This window comes from Sphingopyxis panaciterrae, assembly GCF_011762125.1.
GTDB lineage: Bacteria > Pseudomonadota > Alphaproteobacteria > Sphingomonadales > Sphingomonadaceae > Sphingopyxis > Sphingopyxis panaciterrae.
Genome location: NZ_JAASQN010000002.1, coordinates 523,959 through 543,122, shown reverse-complemented (window position 1 = coordinate 543,122; position 19,164 = coordinate 523,959). Strand labels below are relative to the sequence as shown.

Annotated in this window: 15 protein-coding genes; 5 read left to right on the top strand and 10 right to left on the bottom strand. The window is 62.5% G+C overall.

Annotation, left to right across the window (positions count from 1 at the left end; all coding sequences use genetic code 11):
• Positions 1-4 precede the first annotated feature (4 nt).
• Entirely contained in the window at positions 5-373 is a 369-nt protein-coding gene (locus tag FHR22_RS10220) for a hypothetical protein (protein WP_166941746.1), read from the top strand.
• Positions 310-840: a helix-turn-helix domain-containing protein gene (locus FHR22_RS22755; RefSeq protein WP_425057435.1), complete on the top strand. Its 531-nt coding sequence runs from the start codon at positions 310-312 to the stop codon at positions 838-840. Before FHR22_RS10220 ends, FHR22_RS22755 begins: the two co-directional genes overlap by 64 nt.
• Here the strand turns inward: FHR22_RS22755 and FHR22_RS10210 are convergent.
• The 3 genes from FHR22_RS10210 to FHR22_RS10200 all read right to left on the bottom strand — a co-directional run bounded on the left by FHR22_RS10210 (position 775) and on the right by FHR22_RS10200 (position 5,849).
• On the bottom strand, positions 775-2,583 hold the full coding sequence (locus FHR22_RS10210) for a serine hydrolase domain-containing protein (RefSeq protein ID WP_166941742.1): 1,809 nt from the start codon (positions 2,581-2,583) through the stop codon (positions 775-777). The genes FHR22_RS22755 and FHR22_RS10210 overlap by 66 nt on opposite strands.
• Before the next feature lie 240 nt (positions 2,584-2,823).
• Positions 2,824-5,133, bottom strand: coding sequence for a TonB-dependent receptor (locus tag FHR22_RS10205; protein ID WP_166941740.1), 2,310 nt, complete (start codon positions 5,131-5,133; stop codon positions 2,824-2,826).
• A 230-nt stretch (positions 5,134-5,363) separates the two neighbouring features.
• Complete coding sequence (locus FHR22_RS10200) at positions 5,364-5,849, bottom strand: Lrp/AsnC family transcriptional regulator (RefSeq protein ID WP_166941738.1); 486 nt, start codon at positions 5,847-5,849, stop codon at positions 5,364-5,366.
• Between the two features lie 362 nt (positions 5,850-6,211).
• Here FHR22_RS10200 and FHR22_RS10195 point away from each other — a divergent pair, with 362 nt between their 5' ends.
• Together FHR22_RS10195 and FHR22_RS10190 are read left to right on the top strand one after the other, a co-directional pair.
• The gene (locus FHR22_RS10195; RefSeq protein WP_166941736.1) at positions 6,212-7,222 is read left to right on the top strand and encodes a 1-aminocyclopropane-1-carboxylate deaminase; all 1,011 of its coding nucleotides are present in this window, start codon (positions 6,212-6,214) and stop codon (positions 7,220-7,222) included.
• 155 nt (positions 7,223-7,377) lie between these two features.
• Entirely contained in the window at positions 7,378-9,537 is a 2,160-nt protein-coding gene (locus FHR22_RS10190) for a prolyl oligopeptidase family serine peptidase (RefSeq protein WP_208417605.1), read from the top strand.
• A gap of 408 nt (positions 9,538-9,945) precedes the next feature.
• Here the strand turns inward: FHR22_RS10190 and FHR22_RS10185 are convergent, their stop codons facing one another.
• From FHR22_RS10185 to FHR22_RS10155, 7 genes are all read right to left on the bottom strand, one after another.
• Positions 9,946-10,086, bottom strand: coding sequence for a hypothetical protein (locus FHR22_RS10185; RefSeq protein WP_166941732.1), 141 nt, complete (start codon positions 10,084-10,086; stop codon positions 9,946-9,948).
• Positions 10,087-10,450: 364 nt separating this feature from the next.
• Complete coding sequence (locus tag FHR22_RS10180) at positions 10,451-11,305, bottom strand: NADPH-dependent oxidoreductase (protein ID WP_166941730.1); 855 nt, start codon at positions 11,303-11,305, stop codon at positions 10,451-10,453.
• A gap of 26 nt (positions 11,306-11,331) precedes the next feature.
• Positions 11,332-12,450: an LLM class flavin-dependent oxidoreductase gene (locus tag FHR22_RS10175; RefSeq protein WP_166941728.1), complete on the bottom strand. Its 1,119-nt coding sequence runs from the start codon at positions 12,448-12,450 to the stop codon at positions 11,332-11,334.
• Positions 12,451-12,494: 44 nt separating this feature from the next.
• Positions 12,495-13,388 (bottom strand): ABC transporter permease, encoded by an 894-nt coding sequence (locus FHR22_RS10170; protein WP_341786597.1) that lies wholly within the window; start codon positions 13,386-13,388, stop codon positions 12,495-12,497.
• 24 nt (positions 13,389-13,412) lie between these two features.
• Complete coding sequence (locus tag FHR22_RS10165) at positions 13,413-14,495, bottom strand: ABC transporter substrate-binding protein (protein ID WP_166941726.1); 1,083 nt, start codon at positions 14,493-14,495, stop codon at positions 13,413-13,415.
• 1 nt (position 14,496) lies between these two features.
• Entirely contained in the window at positions 14,497-15,477 is a 981-nt protein-coding gene (locus tag FHR22_RS10160) for a TauD/TfdA dioxygenase family protein (RefSeq protein WP_166941724.1), read from the bottom strand.
• A 23-nt stretch (positions 15,478-15,500) separates the two neighbouring features.
• On the bottom strand, positions 15,501-16,457 hold the full coding sequence (locus tag FHR22_RS10155) for an aldo/keto reductase (RefSeq protein ID WP_166941722.1): 957 nt from the start codon (positions 16,455-16,457) through the stop codon (positions 15,501-15,503).
• 477 nt (positions 16,458-16,934) lie between these two features.
• On the opposite strand from FHR22_RS10155, the gene FHR22_RS10150 reads away from it, so the two are divergent.
• The gene (locus FHR22_RS10150; protein ID WP_166941720.1) at positions 16,935-19,142 is read left to right on the top strand and encodes a TonB-dependent receptor domain-containing protein; all 2,208 of its coding nucleotides are present in this window, start codon (positions 16,935-16,937) and stop codon (positions 19,140-19,142) included.
• Positions 19,143-19,164: the final 22 nt, after the last annotated feature.

Sequence of the window (19,164 nt, the reverse complement as noted above, 5' to 3'; positions counted from 1 at the left end):
GCCAATGGTCGCGGTCGACCCCGCCGCTTTTCGGGCACTCTATATCCTCTCCATTCTCTCGACGCGCTTCTGGCCCGCCTGGATAGCGGCGATCCAGGGCTGCGTGGCGCTCTCCCACCTCGCGGGCCTTCGTCTCGAGATCATGCCCTGGGCCTATGGCATGGTCGTGGCGGGGTGGGCCTATGCCATGTTGCTCATTCTCGCGGTAGGAACCTGGCGCCACAGGCAGCGAATCCGGCGCTACGGCGCCGACCCTGCATGGTTCTGGCAACTCTCGCCAAGCTACAAGTCGGGGGCCCGGCATGACGAATGCCTCAAGATGGCCGGAGGTCGGGGCAGGAGACGCGTGCGGGACGCCACCCTTATCGACTGAAGCATCGGAGGAGCGGGGGGCGGACTGGAACCCGGACCTCTGGGCGCCTCGCGCCGTGGTTGTCCGTTTGGCAGGAGCGTAAAGCCAAGAAGATGATGGCGGATCACCTCTCCCGACCGATCGACGTTGGGGAGCTCGCTCATAGCTGCGGCGTGTCTCGAGGCTATTTTATCAGCGCCTTTTGTGCCTCCGCCGGGATCACACCGCGCCAGTGGCTGCTATGCGCCCGGGTCCACCAAGCCCAGGAAATGCTGCTGTCGACAGATCTTCCACTGGTGAGGATCGCAATCGATTGTGGCTTCTACGATCAAAGCCACTTCAGTCGCGCCTTCGCTCGGCGAGCCGGAGTTCCGCCGGGCCGCTGGCGCCGGCTGAATGGCGCCATGGTCTGGCACGGCGCTCTAAAAGCCGGTGTTGAAGCTGAGCAGATTATAGGTCCAGGCGATATACGCACAAACGCCGAATGAGGTCGCAACTGCGACGTTCCACGATCGATTGAACCAACCGGATTTCGTCCACGCCAACCAACACACGGTCAATGCCGCCAGCAGTCCGCCGACATAGGCAAAGAAGGTGAGCAGGGAGGTGCCGAGGATTTGCGCTTCGATCGTTCGGTCATCGGCGGTGAACGTCATGATCGGCTGGATCAGCGCGACCCAGCGCGATGGCACAACGGCTCCCGCGAGCGCGGCGAGCCATAGCAGGACGTGCATGCCTCGATGGAACGGCGGCATCAATACCGATTTGCCGTCGCGCCACCGCACCGCAGCCTGCACGGGTATGGTGACGAGGGTCAGGAGCAGGGTGGCAAAGGCAATCTGCGACAGCGGGGTGAGCCAGGCAGTGGAGCGCCACCAGGGCTGCCGATCCCATACGACCAGCGGGGCATATTCGTCGTTGGCGAACCGCACCGGCTTGCCATCGACCAGCTGCGCGGCGAGGCGGTCATGTCCACCGACTTCGTGCCACAGAAAGGGCGCGACTTCCCGCCAGCGTTTGGGCGCGCCATCGGCGCCGGTCAGAGACGAGATCAGCAGCTGGCCCTCGTCATCGATTTCCACCACCGTCGGGAACCGGAAGGAGTTGATCGCCAGAAAGTTCGAGGCGGAGCGATCGCTGGCGATATAGTGGCCGATCATCGCGCGCGCATGTTTGGCCGCCATTTTGGGATCGACTCCCGGGGCGGTGACCGCGCGTGCATCGGCCGCCGGAAAATAACGGTCGGCGAACTGCTTGAAGAACGCGGAGCGAACCATGTCCATCGCGCCGTCGCGGCCGGTGCTGTTGAGCGAAAGGAAAAGACCGACATTGTCGTCAGGGAAGAGATTGAGCTGGCTGTGGAAGAAGCGGGTGTCGCCATCATGCACGATCACCCGATGTCCGTTGATGTCGTGCTGGGCGAAGCCGAGCCCCATACCGTGCAGCGGCGGCAGCATCGCATAGGGTGAGGCATGCATCGTCCTGGCCGATGCTTCCTGAAGGATGCGATGCTCGCCAAGCACACCCCCGTTGAGGTGCGCGATCATGAACCGCGCAATATCCGGTGCGGTCGACGTTAGACCCCCCGCGGGAATGTGCGCCGTATATTCGAACGGAAACGGCGCGCCGGAGCCGAGCAGGTAGCCATTGGACAGGTCGCGCGCGAGCGGCGCCGGAAGCGGCTGGCGAAAGCTGGAGCGAGCCATGCCGAGGGGCCCCAAGATATGCCGCTCGCTATAATCCTCGAACCGCTCGCCTGACACGCGCTCGACGACATAAGCGCCGAGTGCCGTGGCGTAGTTCGAATAGGTCGGTGTCGTGCCCGGCGCATACAGCCTGTCCGGTACCCATTGTTTCAATCGGTCACCGAGTTTGACCCCGTCCGGAGACGCCCTGAACAGATTGCGCATGACGAGTTCGAAGCCCGCCGTATGCGTCATCAGATGCCGCATCGTGAGCGGCTTGCCGTGGAACGGCGGGATTTTGAAATCCAGGTAGCGATTGATGTCGGCATCGAGATCGATCCTGCCCCGCTCGACCTGCTGCATGACTGCGGTCCAGGTGAACAGCTTCGAGATCGACGCAACCCGAAAGAGATGCCGGTCGGCATCGACGGGTACGCGCTTTTGAGCGTCGGCATAGCCATAGCCCTTGGTGAGCAGGATCTTGCCGTCCTTGACGATGGCGACGGTCGCGCCGGCAATGTCGCTGCGCGGAAGCGACGAAGCCATGAACCCATCCAGCCAAGGTTCGACATCAGCGCGGTCGAGCAATCGCCGGCCGGGTTCCAACCGTTCCGGCGCCTTGGCCCGATCGCCGGCCGCAGACGGTGCGACCGCAGCATGGACGGTCCCCACAAGGGCCGAGCATGCGATGGCGCAACACATGATGAACGCTTTGATGTGGCGCAAACCGGCCGCGACGTCCCGCGTGGTCTCGCCGATCGAGAGCGGAACCGCCCGCGTCATTGATCAGAAGCTATAGTTGATGCGCGCGCCGATCGTACGTGGGCGCATCCGATAGCCGAAGAAATCGCGGCCTGTGTCGGATGTCCCGCGGAAGGTGTAGACATCTTCATTGGTGAGATTCTGAACATACAAATCCACGCCGAGCTGACCGAATTTGATCCGGCTGGTCAGATCGATCTTCACATAGTCGCCGGCCTTTGTCGCCGGCGACTGGTAGATGTCACCGTAGAATTCGCCGACATAGATCGAATCCACGCGAATGAAGGTCGGATGCCCGGCAGCGTCGAAGTCATATTGTAGCGACAGATTGGCATTGAATTTCGGCGACCCCGGCAGCCGATCACCGCTGAAGGCGCCGAGTTCTGGCGCATCTTCGGTTAGTTTCGCGTCGATGTACGAGCCGCCAAAATCCGCCCGCAGCGAGTCGGTCACCGCCAAGCTTGCCTGCAACTCGACGCCCTTGGTGCGCGCGGAGCCGGCATTGGCGTTGTAGGTGAGCCCGCATCCGGTCGGGGCCTGCGGCGCAGAGGTGCGGAACGGCACGCCGTCCCAGTCCATCAGGAAGGCCGCGACGGAGCCGGTCAGCCGATTCTGGAATAGCCCGAACTTGCTGCCGATCTCGTAATTGTTGGTCTCGTCCGACCGGGTGAGCTTGGTCGAAGCAAGCGTCACGCTCGAACCGTCGACAATACCGTCATTGTTGAGATCGCACACGCCGGCGGGAAGCCCTGGCTGCGGTTTGCCCAGGCGGAATCCCTGCGAGAAGGTGGCATAGACCATGGCCGTCGGGTTCAGCTTGTAGCTGAGATTGCCGCGGAACGTGGTCCCACTGGACTTGGACGCGATTACCTCGTTGCTGTCACCGAAGAATGCTCCGCTGGTCTGCGTAGCGACCGTGCGTTCATACTCATAGTATCGGATACCGCCAGTCGCGGTCAGTCCATCAATGATTTCGTAGGAGGCTTCGCCATAGGCCGACTTTTGCTTCAGCGAGCGATTGTCGAGAAAGTCGTTCGGCCCGGGAGGGGTCACGGCGTTCGCAACATCGGTCCCCAACCAGCGATAATTGAAGATTGCGTCATCCGTCAGCTTCTGCACGAAGGCGCCGACCAGGAAGTTGAAGCGACCCGAGAGGTCGGACACGAACCGGATTTCGCCGGTGTCTTCCTTGTGCTTGCCATCCTGGATGTAGGAAAAAGGCCAGATCGGGTTCGACTGGCTGTACGAACTGGAATTCAATGCCGAACTGTCGATGTGCGAATAGGTCGCCAGCAGGCTGCCCCAATCAAGGTCATACTCGAGGGTGGCATTGAACAGGTCGATGTCCATGTCGGACGCGCCGCTCTTCTGGCCGCGGATGACATGCTGGGGCGCGACGTCGAACAGCGCCTGATCATAGGTTCCGCTATTGGCCAGCGCGTTGCCGTTCAGTTCGGTCTTCTGCGATAGGTACGAGAGCTGGAGCGTCAGATTCTCCGTCGGCTGGACCAATGCCGAGATGCGCGCGCCGGTGAATTTGGAGCTGCCGATGTTCGAATAGGCATTGGCATAGGGCTCGGCACCATAAAAGACAGCGGCCTGCTGCAGCGTCGGATCGACGTTCGCGTTATCGCGATAATAGCCGCTGTCGGAGAACCGGTAGCCCGTCGCACGGATCGCCAGCACGTCTGCAATCACAGGCACGTTGACGGTGCCCTGCAGCATATAGTTGTCGCCGCCATAGCCGCCGGTGTGGGAATAGCCGGCGCCCACATGTCCTTCGACTTTGTCAGTCTTCGGCCGTGCGGGGATGACACGCACGGCGCCGCCCAAGGACGAGTCCCCGAACGACGTGCCTTGCGGACCGCGCAGCACCTCGATCCGCTCAATATCGACCAGCTTGATGTCGACATTGGTGTTCGCCGCCAATCCGCCCGAATTGGTGATGGGGGTCTCACCGAAATAGGTTGCAACCGTGGTGCCCGACGAGAAGTTCTGAAATGACGGTGACGTTTCGAGGCCCCGGATGATGATCGACGAGCCGACCGGGTCGCTGGTCTGGTTCACGCCAGGAATGCCGCGCAAATAATCTTCGGCGCTGACCATGCCGCGCTTGCTGATCTCGTCGGCCGTTACGACTGCAATGCTGATGGGAACATCAAGAACGCTTTGTTCGCGCCGAGTCGCAGTGACAATGATCTCGTTCGAAACTTCGGAGGTTGCGGGAGCATCTTGGGTAATGTTGGTCTCTTGCGCAATGGCTGGACTTACGAGCGCTATGGAAGCGACCGAAGTAATGGCCATAATTCGAAAAGATCGAGTGAGCTGTCGCATTTTATACTCCCCGGTATTTGCAGGCTTGGATTAACCTTTATGCCTTCTTGAAATACCGAAGCACCGATGAAATGTCCTTCCTAACTTATCTAAGTTATGAGTGAAATTACACATAGAATAGAAAAATGTGATTAAAAAATGCAATTAATATCTAGATTTTGGAATAATCGTCCAAACGTTCTCCGGCGCGAATCCAGGCCGGGGGAGCGTCCGAAACAGGCGCCGGCTGCTCAAATCGAAAGCGGGGCGTTGTCGATAACCTCTTTCATGACGAAGAAGGTGCGCGTCTGCCGCACCGCCGGCAGGGCGATCAGCTTGTTGGCGTGAAGCTTGTTGAATTCGGGCATGTTGTCGACGCGGATTTTGAGGAAATAGTCGAAGTCGCCCGCGACGAGGTGACAATCGAGGATCAACGGGATTTTCCGCACCGCGACTTCGAAAGCCTCGAAGGATTCGGGCGTCGAACGATCGAGCACCACGCCGACGAAGATCAGTGAACCCCGGCCGACCTTTTCCGGATCGATCTCGGCACGCACCGATTTGATGAACCCGTCTTCGAACAATCGCTGCGTCCGCCGGAAGCAGGTTGCCGGACTCATATTGGCTTCACGCGCGAGGTCGGCATTGGAGATGCGGCCGTCGGCTTGCAACTTTCGCAGCAGCTTGAGCTCGGATGAGGTGAGCGAAAGCTCCTTGGCGGTTTGTTTCAAGTCCATGTGATGTTAGCCTCTGCTTGATCGGTCGATGGTCAAGAAAGCATCACATTCGTTTGAATTCAACGCTCATCGGTGAACTATCTTTCAAAGAAGCTTTCCATCGCTCGGCTGCTCGCGCGAAGCGCCAGCCTTCTCGAGTTGCGAGATTGCGCGCAACGCCGCCGAAGCGGGAAAGATCGGCGTCCGCGCATGGAATTACGAATGAATGAATATTCCATTATATGTAAATATTTGATGCAAAGTGGTTTATATTTATCTAAATACAGAATTAATGGGTCAGAAATAAGCCAAAGAACGGAAGGACACTGCATATCGTTTCGGCTACAAGCAGGCGAACGAACCACCTCCTGGAGCACAAGCCTATGCTGTCGAATTTCGAGCGTTACCCCCTGACCTTCGGACCGACCCCGATTGAGAAACTGTCCCGCCTCACAGACCATCTGGGGGGTGACGTTGAGCTCTATGCCAAGCGCGAGGACTGCAATTCCGGCCTGGCGCTGGGCGGCAACAAGCTGCGCAAGCTGGAGTACATCGTGCCTGACGCCATCGCATCCGGGGCGGATACGCTGGTGACGATCGGCGGGGTGCAGTCGAATCACACCCGCCTCGTCGCCGCGGTCGCGGCCAAGATCGGCATGAAGTGCCATCTCATCCAGGAAAGCTGGGTGCCGCACGAGGACGCAGTCTATGACCGGGTCGGCAACATCCTGATGTCACGGATCATGGGCGCAGACATCAGCCTTGTCGACGAGGGTTTCGACATCGGCATTCGCGACAGCTGGCTCAAGGCACTGGAAGATGTGAAGGCTGCGGGCGGCGTCCCTTACGCCATTCCGGCCGGGGCCTCGGTCCACAAATATGGCGGGCTCGGCTTTGCGCGGTTCGCCGAAGAGGTTCGCGAGCAGGAAGCTGAACTGGGCTATTCGTTCGACTATGTCGTCGTCTGCACCGTGACCGGATCGACCCACGCCGGTATGATCGCCGGCTTCGCGCTCCAGGGGCGTCAGCGCAGCGTGATCGGCATCGACGCGTCATTCACCCCGGCCCAAACGCGCGCGCAAGTGTTCGAGATCGCCAGGAACACATCGGCCCTGATCAGCGGCGGCGAGATCGTCGACGCGGATGTGATCATCGAAGAGGACTATGCTTATCCGGCCTACGGGGTGCCATCGCAGGAAACGCTGGAGGCGATCCGGCTGTCCGCCCGGCTGGAAGGGATGATTACCGACCCAGTGTACGAGGGCAAATCGATGCAGGGAATGATCGATTTGGTTCGCAAGGGATATTTCCCCAAGGGCTCTAAGGTGCTTTACGTCCATCTCGGCGGGGTCCCGGCAATCAACGGATATAGCTACACTTTTCGCAACGGCTGAGGCCCGACAGAATCGCGGCTCGTCCTCGTACGGCCGCGATTCGCTTCAGGCACTCGCCGGCAGTAGAGGCCAGCTGCCTGCTGGCCGCAGCGCCATGATCGGCGTGATGCCTGCGCCGGAGAATTGCGCAGCCGAATGGACAAGGGAGTCCCATGATGCGAGTTTTGGTTTCTACCGCCGCTTTGATCACCGCCTGCGCGGCGATCGCTCAGGAGGTGCCCAAGGCTTCGGTCGAAGCGCCGAAAGTGCCATTCACGGAAACGCGTCATGACCGAACGATCGAGGATCCTTATCGCTGGATGGAGGATCCCAAGCGGAAGGATGAGTTGGCACGCTATGTCCACGCGCAATCGAACATGACCGTGGAGCGGCTTTCCAATCTGCCGCAGCGCGCCGTCCTCGTCGATCTGATCGACGCCGCGTCACGCGCCGGCACGCAGATGTCGGCGCTTCGCCTCGCCGGCGATCGCACCTTTTGGCAACAGCTCGATACGAAGGACCGTGTGCCCAAGCTCATGGTGCGCGACAAGACAGGCACGCGGATTCTCTACGACCCCGCAAGCGAAAGCGGTACCTCGGCAGGTCCTGCGGCGATCAACAACTACAATGTATCACCGGACGGCAGGACGGTCGCCGTACATGTGTCGTTCGGCGGCGGAGAAGTCGGCGCAATCCGCTTTGTCGAGAGCGATACGGGTCGCGAGACGCTCGGCCGACTGAGGCCGGTCTGGGGCGAGTTCACCGTCCAGTGGCTGACTGACGAGGTCGTCACCTTCACGCGCATCCCGCCCAAGGCGGCCGGGGACGATCCCATGACGGACATGGTGGCGGTCGTCGGCACGCCCGGGGGCGCGTTCAAGCCGATCCTGGGGCCTGGCATCGCCGGCGGCCCGGCATTCTCGCCCAGCGCATTCCCGCTGATCAGGGCGACGGGCCTCAGCGACTGGATCATCGGCCTGGCGGACAATGTTATCGATCCCGCCGTGTTTCTGGCGCGCCGCGGCGACCTGGTGGCGGGCAAGCCGGCGTGGCGCGAGGTCGCGCCCTCCACCGACCGCGTCGTCGATTTCGCGACGCGCGAGGACAGCCTCTATCTGATCACGCGGCGTGAGGTGTCCAATGGTCAGCTCGTCCGGATTCCCGGGAGCGGCGGCCCGCAGCAGGTCATTCCGATGCCGGACGGCTATGTGCTGTCCGCGCTCGCTGCGACGCGCGACGGGCTTTACGTGCTGGGCCAGCGTGACGGCGCCTCCCACCTCTTCTGGCTTTCCGACGCCAAGGGGAGGGCAAGCGAGATTCGTCTCCCGTTCGAAGCGGCGATCCGCGGTCTGGCCGCGACCGCGGATGGTTCCGCGGCGACATTCATGCTCACGGGCTGGACCACCGCCTCGCGCGGCTTCGTCGCCCGGGCGGGCAAGCTATCGCCGGCGGACGTCGACAGCGCGACCTGGTCCGAGGCCGCCAAGCTCAGCGTTCGGCAGGAATTGGCCCGGAGCGCGGACGGCACTATGGTTCCCATGGTAATCATCGGTCAGGCCGGGACGATCGGACCGCAGCCAACGCTGATCGAAGCCTATGGCAGCTACGGCGCATCCACCACGCGGCCGTATTACGATCCGTTCGCCCTCGCCTGGAGCGCGCGCGGACACAACATGATTTATTGCGGGACGCGCGGCGGCGGCGAACGCGGCCGGGAATGGCACGATGGGGGGCGGCTCCAGAACAAGGCGAATGCGCACGCCGACTTGATCGCCTGCGGTGAAAAGGCGGTTGGCCTGGGGCTGACGGCGCCTCGCAAGCTTGCGATCACGGGCACCAGTGCCGGCGGGCTACTGGTGCCGATGGCAGCGGAAAAACGCCCAGATCTGTTCGCGGCGCTCGTGTCGCGAGTTGCCATTTTGAACGCCACGCGCATCGAAGTGGCGGAAAACGGGGCGAACAACTTCATCGAGATGGGCGATCCGCGAACTGAGAGTGGCTGGAAGGCCCTTGCTGCCCAGGACGCCTATCTGGGCCTACTGACCGCCAACGACCTGCCTGACACCTTGCTCACCATCGGCCTTAACGACCGCCGCGTCGCGCCGTGGATGAGCGCCAAATTCGCTGCGCGTGCGCAATCCATCTTCGGGAACAAACGTCTGATCCTTATTCGCGCCGAAAGCGAAGGCGGCCATGGCATCGGTTCGGCGCGCGACCTGGAGGTACAGGAGTTTGCCGACATCTTCGCCTTTCTGGAAGATCGCCTTGGCGCCGAGCGGCGATTGCCGTCGAGCATGACGAGGATGGCAGGTGCCAGCGGCAAGGCAACTCGCTGAGGCGGTTTGGAGCTGGTTTCATGATAGGAGCTTTTCGATGCGTTTGGACGGATAGATGCGCCGGCGCAGGCACGAGCACACAAGCTGGTGAAGACGGACGGCTGCGACTGGTCCGCATTTCAAGGGCGGAAAGCGCGCCGTGGTCGGGGCCGTGACAGTTCGCAACCTGTGTGCACATGGGATCCCCGTGTTCAATCAGAATGCGGTCAATCGCATAACGCAGGCCGCGGGACGCACTATCGCGCGCAAGAATGGCGTTCCCATCAAGTTGGATAAGAAGCGCTTCGCGGCCTATACCGAAACTCCACGTTCGTTCGCGCGCGATGGCGGACAGCGTCACCAGTCTTCCCGACGTGGCCAGTCCCGCCTGACCGCCGGGACCCGCCCTTGCGAGCATGATCCGGCGAGCTAGACGAAGGGCTGGGCTCGCTCCTCGACGATCGCCTCGATCCGCCGCAGCATGGGTTCACCGCGCTCGGCAAAGAGCGCCGGCAGTTGAAGGTCTGGAAGCGCGCTGACGACGCGCCGCGCACAATGTCCCAGCAGCACGGCTGCCCGTTGCTGCGGATGATCCACTCGACAATGGGCAGGCTCTCGTCGCCGTGATTGCCCGCGGGCTTCAGGATATGCGTGAAGGGCGCATCAGCGCCCTCGATCGCTCCCGCATAAAGCATGACGAAAATCGTCTTGGCAGATATCTCCCAGATCGAGCGCTCGCGGTTCGAATATCAGAATTGGGGTGGTGAGCGGCCAGTCCCATTTTTGTCATCCCCGCGAAAGCGGGGACCCAGAGCGATCGTCGGCTGGCCTAGTCCTGGGTTCCCGCTTCGCGGGGACACCGATGTTATAACTCGTTGGAAGTCGCCATTTGAACCTTTTGAAAGCCCGAAGAACGGCAACTTTGCGGTTAAGCCTATTTGAGTGCGAAGCCGAGCCCGTTCAGGATTTCGCGCAACCGGTCGCGACCGTGCAGGATCTCGGGACCTTTCAGCCGGTTGGCGACGATGGTCGTCCAATCCTGCTCGGGCAAGCCCTGTTCCTGTTGAAAGGTGCGTAGTCGGGCATTGTAGTGGCCGAGCGGAGCCTGGCGGCCTGATGCATCATATTGTTCGCGAAACAGCACCGCTTTCTGCGCGAGCCGTGGCTTGACCGATGCGGGCGCGGCGGGATCGGGATAGCCGACGACCAGCCCGAACAGCGCGAAGACCCCCGGCGGCAGGCCGAGCTCCGCCGCTACCTCGGCCGGGCGATTGCGGATGCCGCCGATATAGACCGAGCCGAGACCGAGCGATTCCAGCGCCAGCACGGCGCTTTGCGCGGCGAGCGAGGTATCCACGGCGCCGAGGAGAAAGCTTTCCAGATAGTCGAGCGCCGTTCCTTCGCTGCCGCCGGTTTTTGCCACGTCACGCGGCCGGTTCAGATCGACGAGCCAGAGCAGGAACAGCGGCGCATCGACAACATGCTTCTGATTGCCCGCCAGTACGGCGAGGCGCCGCTTGCGTTCGGCATCCTCGACCGCGAGCACGCTCCAGGGCTGCAGGTTCGACGAAGTCGCCGCCGACTGCGCGGCTGCCACGAGTAACTCGATCGTACCCTCGGGGACGGCATCGGGCAGATAGGCGCGAACCGACCGGTGCGACAGGATGGTGTCGAGCGTGTCGTTCCAGGAAAGCGGCGTATCGATCGCTTCGCGGTAGCGTTCATGGAGACGGGTACGAGCGCGATCATTTTGTTCGGCAGGGTCGTTTGCGGCGGCAAGAGTGGCCATGATGTGCCTTTCGGGGACAGGAGGGGTCAGACGAGGCCGGTTTCGAGAGGCCGGGAATGGATAGGGGGCGCGGCAGCGGTCCCGGGTTCGCGCAACAGTGGCAGCAGCTGTTCACCCTGCCGCTTGATCTCGGGGAGATACGGAGTGTCCGACAGGATGAAGTAGGTGATGCCGAGCGCCTCATATTTGCGCAGCGCGCTCGCGACGTCCTCGGCGGTTCCGACGAGCCATGTCGTCCCCGCCCCGCCGCCGCCGAACTTGCCGGGTGTGGTATAGAGATTGTCGTCGAGCACTTCGCCGCGGCTATGGAGGTCGAGCAGCCGCTGCTGGCCGACCGCGATCTTCCGGCGGTGCTGATCGGGCTCGCCCCCCTTGCGGTTCGCCATCGCCTCGACCTTCGCCTCGGCTTCGGCCCAGGCCTGTTCGCGCGTGTCGCGAATGAAGGTCGTGATGCGTAACCCGAACTCGAGAGGCGCCAGGTCGCGGTCGAGTGCGCGGCCCAGCGTTTTCAGACGATCGATCCGCTCGGCGATTTCCGCGAGCGGCTCGCCCCAGAAGAGCTGAACGTCGGCTTCGGTCGCCGAGACGCGCTCTGCGGCCTCGGAGGCCCCGCCGAAATAGAGTTTGGGATGGAGTCTGGCGCCATGCGGCGTGATGCGCGGGACGGCGGTCGAGCCCGCGACCTGGAAATGCTCGCCCGCATAGGTCACATCCTCCTCGGTCCACAGCCGGCGGACGAGGTGCATGAACTCCTTGGTGCGCGCATAGCGATGCGCCTGGTCGCCCTCGCTGTCGCCATAAGCGGCGAGATTGTCCTGGCCCGAGACGATGTTGATCCGTACCCGCCCGCCGCTCAGCTGGTCGAGTGTCGCCGCCGCGGATGCAAAGTTCGCCGGGCGCCAATAGCCGGGCCGGATCGCGATCAGGGGTTCAAAGCGGGTGGTGCGCGCGCTCAGCGCCGCCGCGAGCGTGAAGGTGTCGGGACGCCCCCAGCCGCTGCCGATCAGCGCGCCGCTCCAGCCATGCTGCTCCAGCGCCAGCGCGTGCGAGGTCAGCGTGTCGAGGCTGTTATGCTCGGGATCGGCGGCGTCGCCGCGATGGCCCTCGCTGATCTGATTGGGAATATACCAAAGAAATTCGGACATGTCGCACCCGTGAAAGGAGGAAAGGGAGGGGTTCGTCGAGGGCGTCAACTGGCCAGCGTCTTGCGCCAGCGGATCGCGCGCGCCTGGACGAGGCGGACGAGGGCGTCGGAACCAAGACCGAGGATCGCATAGACGACGAGCCCGACCAGCATGACATCGGCCTGGGCATAGTTGCGCGCGAGCGTCACCATATAGCCGATACCGCTGGTGGCGTTGAGCTGTTCGACCACGACGAGCGCCAGCCACGATGCAGTCACCCCAAAGCGAAGGCCGAGCAGCAGGCCGGGCAAAGCACCGGGCAGGACGACGTGACGGATAAATTCGAAGCGGTTGAGATCGAGGGTCTCGGCCAGTTCGACCTGCTTGAGGTCGATCGCACGGAGCGCATTATGCGTATGGATATAGATGGGGACGAAGACGCTGAACGCGATGACCCCGACCTTCATCCCCTCGCCAATCCCAAACCACAGCACCATGAACGGGATGAGCGCCAGCACGGGCACGCCGCGCTTCAACTGTACGAGTCCGTCGATCACATAGCCCCCCAGCAGGCTTAGGCCTGAGAGCAATGCAAGCGATACGCCTACGAGCGTCCCGAGCGTCAGGCCCTGCGCCGCGCGCCAGAAGGAGATGGCGAGGTTTTCCTGGAGGCGGCCGGTCTGGATGAGGTCGATCGCGGTGTGGACCGCGACCCAGGGTGGGGGGAGTGTCCGCTCGGCGAGAAAGCCGGTGTAGGAGAGCACCGACCAGTAGAGGAGCAGCAGCAACGGCCCCAGGGTCCACCCCCAGCGGGCTGGCTTTGCGAGGCTGAGCCGGACGCGCGTCCTGGCGACGGGGCGGGCGGGTGATTCGACCTGCGGCTCTTCGGTCACCATCAGGAAAGGCCGTGTGACCGGCTCGTGCAGGCCGGGATGTTTGGCAAGAATTTGAGCATTCACGTGGGACAGCTCCTGTTCGCCGGATTAGGGCCGGGCGGTGGCGAGGGATTCGAAGCGAGGGTCGAAAAGGGTTGTCGCATCGAAGCGCGGACGGCCGGTCTCGGCGGCCATCAGGTCGATCGCCGCCTGCTGGTAGCGGTGGGCGTCGTCCCAGTTTGCGGGCAGTTCGATATCGCCTGCCGCCTTGATGATGATTTCGGCATCGGCGGGGGGCAGACCCTGATGCTTGACATAATAGCCGCGGGCGAGTTCGGCGCGATTGTCCTGCTGCCACTGCTGCGCCTTCACCCAATAGCGGACGTAGATGGCGAGTGCGGCGGCCTTGCCGGGATTTTCGAGCGTGCTGACGGGGACGTAGTTGATCGTGAGGTCGTCGCGGAACGGCGGGTGCTGCAGGACCTTGCCGCCATCGGCGCCGAACTTGCGCAAATATCGCTCGGCAACGATGCCGCCGCCGATCGGTGCCGCATCGACGGCGTTGCTGCCGAGGGCGCTGGTATAGACATCGCCGCCGATCGACGACGGCAGTTCGACCAGCGTCACATCCTTGGCGGTGAGCCCGATTGCCCTCAGCGTCTCAGCGACGACCTGGCTTTGGACCTGGCTGGGGCTGAACGCGATCCGCTTGCCCTTGAGATCGCGCAGCGCGTCGATGCCGGCTCCCGGCGCGATGCCCCAGACGAAGGAGGGATGCTGCAATGGGTCGCGGCGCTGGCGGACGGCGATGATGCGGACCGGCAGACCAACCCAGGTCGCGTGGATGGGGGGGATATTGGCGCCGACGCCGACGTCGAGCGCCTTTGCATGAAAAGCTTCGGTGACGTCGGGGCCGCCGGTGATCTGCGCCCAGCGGATCGTGAAGGGCAATTGCTTGTTCCAGCCCTCATGCTCGAATATCCATTGCGTCACCGGATCGCCGACGGTGAGGATGGTGTCCTTGCCGACCTTGGCCGGTAGCGGGTCGGTGAGGTTCAAACCGCCGCTGGCGGCGACCTGTCTCTCTGTCCGTTTTTGCGGTGCGGAGGCGAACAGCGCCGCGATACTGGCCGCCACGACGGCGGCCAGTACGACATAGGCGATAGAGGGTTTGCGGCGCGGCTGGGGCATGTCAGCCTAGCACGTTGAAAAGATCGCCCTCGAGCGCGCGGCTGCGAAAGCCATCGGGACCCTGCGGCAGTTCGCCGGCGACGGTTATCCGGCGGACGGCGCGCGGCAGGTCGAACTGCGCATAATCGATCGGCCCTGCGTGGGCGACGGCCTGATTGTCCCACACGACCAGCGACTTCGGCTGCCAATGGAAGCGGACCTGATATTCGGGGCGGGTGATCTCATAGAAAAGGAGATCAAGCAGCGCCTGGCTTTCGCGTTCCTTCAGTCCGACGATATGGCTGGTGGTGCCGGGATTGAGGAAGATCAGCTTCTCGCCGGTTTCCGGATGGATACGCACCAGCGGATGCAGCGACACAAAAGGCCCGGTCGCGCGCCCGTCGCGGCGCGGCTTGCGCTCGCCGCCACTGTCATAGGCGCTGGTGCGATGCACCGCCTGCAAGCCGTCGATGAGTTGCTGGATCGCTGGGGACAGCCCGCGATATGCTTCGATCAGATTGGTGAACAGCGTGTCGCCGCCATAGGGCGGGATCTCGACCCCATGCAGGAAGGAATAGCGGTTGGGGTTGGCAACGAACGTGATGTCGATGTGCCAGCCCTTATAGTCGGGCGGCGGCTCGCGGCTTGGCGGCAGCGTATCGGTGCGCTGGCGGCGGGCGCGATATTCCTCGACCGATCGCTCCCATATCTCGGGATGATCCTCCAGCCCCTCGGCGATTGGATGCGCCGGGGTCAGCGGACCGAAAGCGCGGCCGAACGCCTTCAGCTGGTCATTGTCGATCTGCTGGTCGCGAAAGAAGATGACGCGCCAGTCGTGCAGGGCCTTTCGGATATCGGCTGCGGCCTCCGGGCTTACAGGAGAGCGAAGGTCGATGCCGCTGATCTCGGCGCCGATCGTCGGCGTCACCGGCGTCACATGGATATAATCATAGGCAAAGCGATCGCGGAGGCGGTCGATGGGCAAGGCCAGGGGTGCGTTCATAATGGAGGCTCCAGGCTGCGGGGTCAGGCGAGCGCGGCTTCGGCGGCGGGCTCGGGCGGCACCTGGGAGAGGCGGTTGGCGGGATAGCGGGTGCCGAAGGTCGAGCCGCGGGTATAGGCGGTCTCAAGCTCTGCGATTGTCGCTTGGTCGAGCAGCAGGTCGTTCGCCGCCCAGTTCGCCTCGAGATGTTCGATATGGCGCGTGCCCGGAATGGGCACGACGTCTTTCGACAATACCCAGGCGAGCGCGACCTGCGCCTTGCTGACGCCGAGGCGCGCGGCAATCCGCTCGATCGCCTCGCGGCGCTTAGTGTTGGCGGCGATGGCATCGGCCTGGAAGCGCGGATGCTGATTGCGAACGTCGTCGGCCTCGACGACCTCGGCGCCAGCGAGGAAGCCGCGGCCAAGCGGGCTATAGGCAACAAAGCCGATGCCAAGTTCGCGAACCGTCGGCAGGATTTCGACCTCGACATCGCGTGTCCACAGCGAATATTCGCTCTGCAGCGCGGTCAGCGGAAAGGCTGCGTGGCCGCGGCGGACCTGCTCGGCGCTCGCTTCGGATACGCCTACGGCGCCGATCTTGCCTTCCTTCACCAGTTCGCCAAGGCCACCGATCGATTCCTCGATCGGGATGTCGGCATCGACACGGTGAAGGTAATAAAGATCGATATGATCGACCCCCAGGCGAGCGAGGCTGGCTTCGACCGCCTCACGCGGTGTGACGACAGCGCCATCGGCGCGATGGATGAATTTGCTCGCGATCGTCACCGCGTCGCGCCTGTCGGCAAAGGCCTTGCCCAGAAGACTCTCATTGTGGCCCTTGCCATAGCCTGTGGCGGTATCGAAGAAGGTGATGCCAAGGTCGAGGGCACGATGCAGCGTCTTCAGCGAGTTCGCATCGTCGGCGCGGCCATAGTTGTGGGACAGGCCCATTGATCCGAAGCCCTGGCGGCTGACGGTCAGTTTTCCCAGCTGCGGCATGTCTCTCTCCTTGAATGACGCTTCGTCGAAAAGGGGGGGGGCGAGCGCCCCGATGCCCCTAAGGCTGGTCGGCTGCGCGCGACGGGTAAACGTAGAAAAGCTTCGACCTCTTCTATAATTTCTATCGTTTAAGTAGGAAATTGCTGCGCGGTCAAGGGTGTTCCGTTGGACTTCTACGCATTTTCAGCAATTTATGTGTATGGTGGGGCGTCATACGCCATCGCTGGGTTGGCCAGTTTCAGCATGATCTGGAGCTAAAAGCCCGGCGCGACCGAAGCGCCGGCTTAATTCATATTGACTTAGTAGGAATGAAGCTTGAGTCGTGTCGCAGGCGCCAGGATGGCCTGCGCGCTTTCCCTTCAAAAAGAAGATCGGGGCGAATTGATGAGAAAGCTTGGTTGCGCCATTTTGTTGCTGTCTTCTGCCGCATGGCCAGCGGCGCCAGCCTTTGCGGCGGAGACGTCAGCCGAAGCCGCCGTGGACGACACCGGCGCCAGCTATGGTGCCGAAATCACGGTCACCGCGCGGCGGCAGGAAGAAAATGCCCAGGATGTTCCCGTGACCTTCTCGGTCGTGTCGGGATCGTCGCTCGAACGGACGGGCGGCTACACATTGCCCGACATCCAGGCGCGGACGCCAAGTCTGACCGCCTATAATTCGAATCCGCGCAACTCGTCGGTGGGTATCCGCGGGATCGGCGTCTCGTCGGCCTCGGACGGCCTCGACACGTCGGTCGGCGTCTATATCGACAATGTTTATCTTGGCCGCCCGGGCATGGCGCTCGCCGACTTGATCGACGTCGAGCGGGTCGAAGTTCTGCGCGGCCCGCAGGGTACGTTGTTCGGCCGCAACAATTCGGCGGGGGTGCTCAACATCACGACACGTAAACCGGAGTTCGAATTCAGCGGGACCGCCGAACTGTCGCTGGGCAATTATGGTTATAATCAGGAACGGGTGAGCATCACCGGGCCGATCGTCGCCGACAAGCTGGCATTCCGTCTGACGGGTTTCAACACGCATCGCAACGGCGTGCTGCCGAACACCAAGACGGGCGTTGCCGGCAACAGCGTCGGCCGGTCCGGCGTGCGCGCGCAGTTGCTGGCGACCCCCACCGATAATCTGACTATCCGCCTGATCGCCGACTATAGCCAGGAAGACGACACCTGCTGCGTCAGCGCGACGAAGCTCGTCCTGCCTGAAACGGTGAGCGCGACGACGCGACGGACGCTGCAGGCGCTCGCTGCGCTCGGCTATGTGCCGACGGGCAATCGCAGCGATAGCTCGAACAACTCGATCCAGAACATGATCACCGATCAGAAAGGGGCTTCGCTTCAGGTCGACTGGGATATTGGCGGCGGTCTGAATCTCACCTCGATCTCGGCGTGGCGCTACTGGCATTTCAGCCCGCTTCAGGACAGCGACGGTACCCCGCTCGACGTCATCCAGGTCAATGTCGCGCAGACCAAGACCAACCAATATTCGCAGGAACTCCGCCTTGCCTCGGCGCCGGGCCGGCTCAACTGGCAGGTCGGCGGCTTCTTTTTCCACAACCGGCTACGCGACCATTTCATCCTCAACCAGTTCGGCTTCGACGCCAGCAATTTCTACACTACCTATGCGCGGCTGGCGAACCCGAACGCGGCGGCGATCGTGATTGCGCCGGGATCGCAATATCTGGACGATGTCGACACATCGGTGACCAGCATCGCGGCCTTTGGCCAGGCCAATTTCGAGGTGACCGACCAACTCACCCTGACCGGCGGGATACGCTACACGCGCGACAAGCGCGATGGCACGTCGGTTACCTCCACGCGCGGGACGCCGAATCCGGCGACCTCGATCCCGTTCAACTATGATGTGACGGTGAAGGACAGCAATGTGTCCTATCTGCTGAGCGCATCGTACAGGATTACCCCCGATGTCCTGCTGTATGGTTCCTACTCGACCGGCTACAAAGGATCGGGCCTGAACCTCAACTCGGCTGTTTCGCCGGGGACGCCGCTGGTGCTCGATCCGGAAAAGGTTCGCAACTGGGAGGCGGGTATCAAGTCGGAGCTGTTCGATCGCCGCCTGACCCTCAATCTCAGCGCCTTCTGGACCGAGCTTTCGGGGCTGCAGGCGAATATCGTGCCGACCAACGGCAACCGCTCCTACCTCGCCAATGTCGGCGACGTGCGTTCGCGCGGCATCGAGGCCGATGCGAGCTGGCGCGTCACGCCCGAACTGACGCTGACCGCGAACGGATCCTATAATGAAGCGATCTACACCAGCTATCGGAATGCGCCGTGCCCGGTTGGCGTAACCGGCGTTTGCGACCTGACCGGCCGTCCGTTATGGCAGGCACCGAAGTGGATCGGAAATGCGATCATCGACTATGAAAGGCCGCTGTCGGTGCATGTAACCGGCTATGCTGTCGGCCAGCTCAGCTATCGCTCAAAGGTCTTCGGCACGGCCGATGGCGGCCCCTACACGCGCATTGCTGGATATGCGCTTGCCAACCTGCGCGCCGGCATCAAGTTCGACGATGGCAAATATGATCTTTCGGCATGGGTGAACAATCTGTTCGATAAGCGTTATTACCAGAACCTCTCGACCACCCAGATTGTCGGCGCGACGGCCTTCGCCTATGCGGGCCAGCTGGGGACGCCGCGCACCGTCGGCGGCACGCTCCGGGTCAGCTTCTGATCCCTGTCGGCGCTCGCGTTTT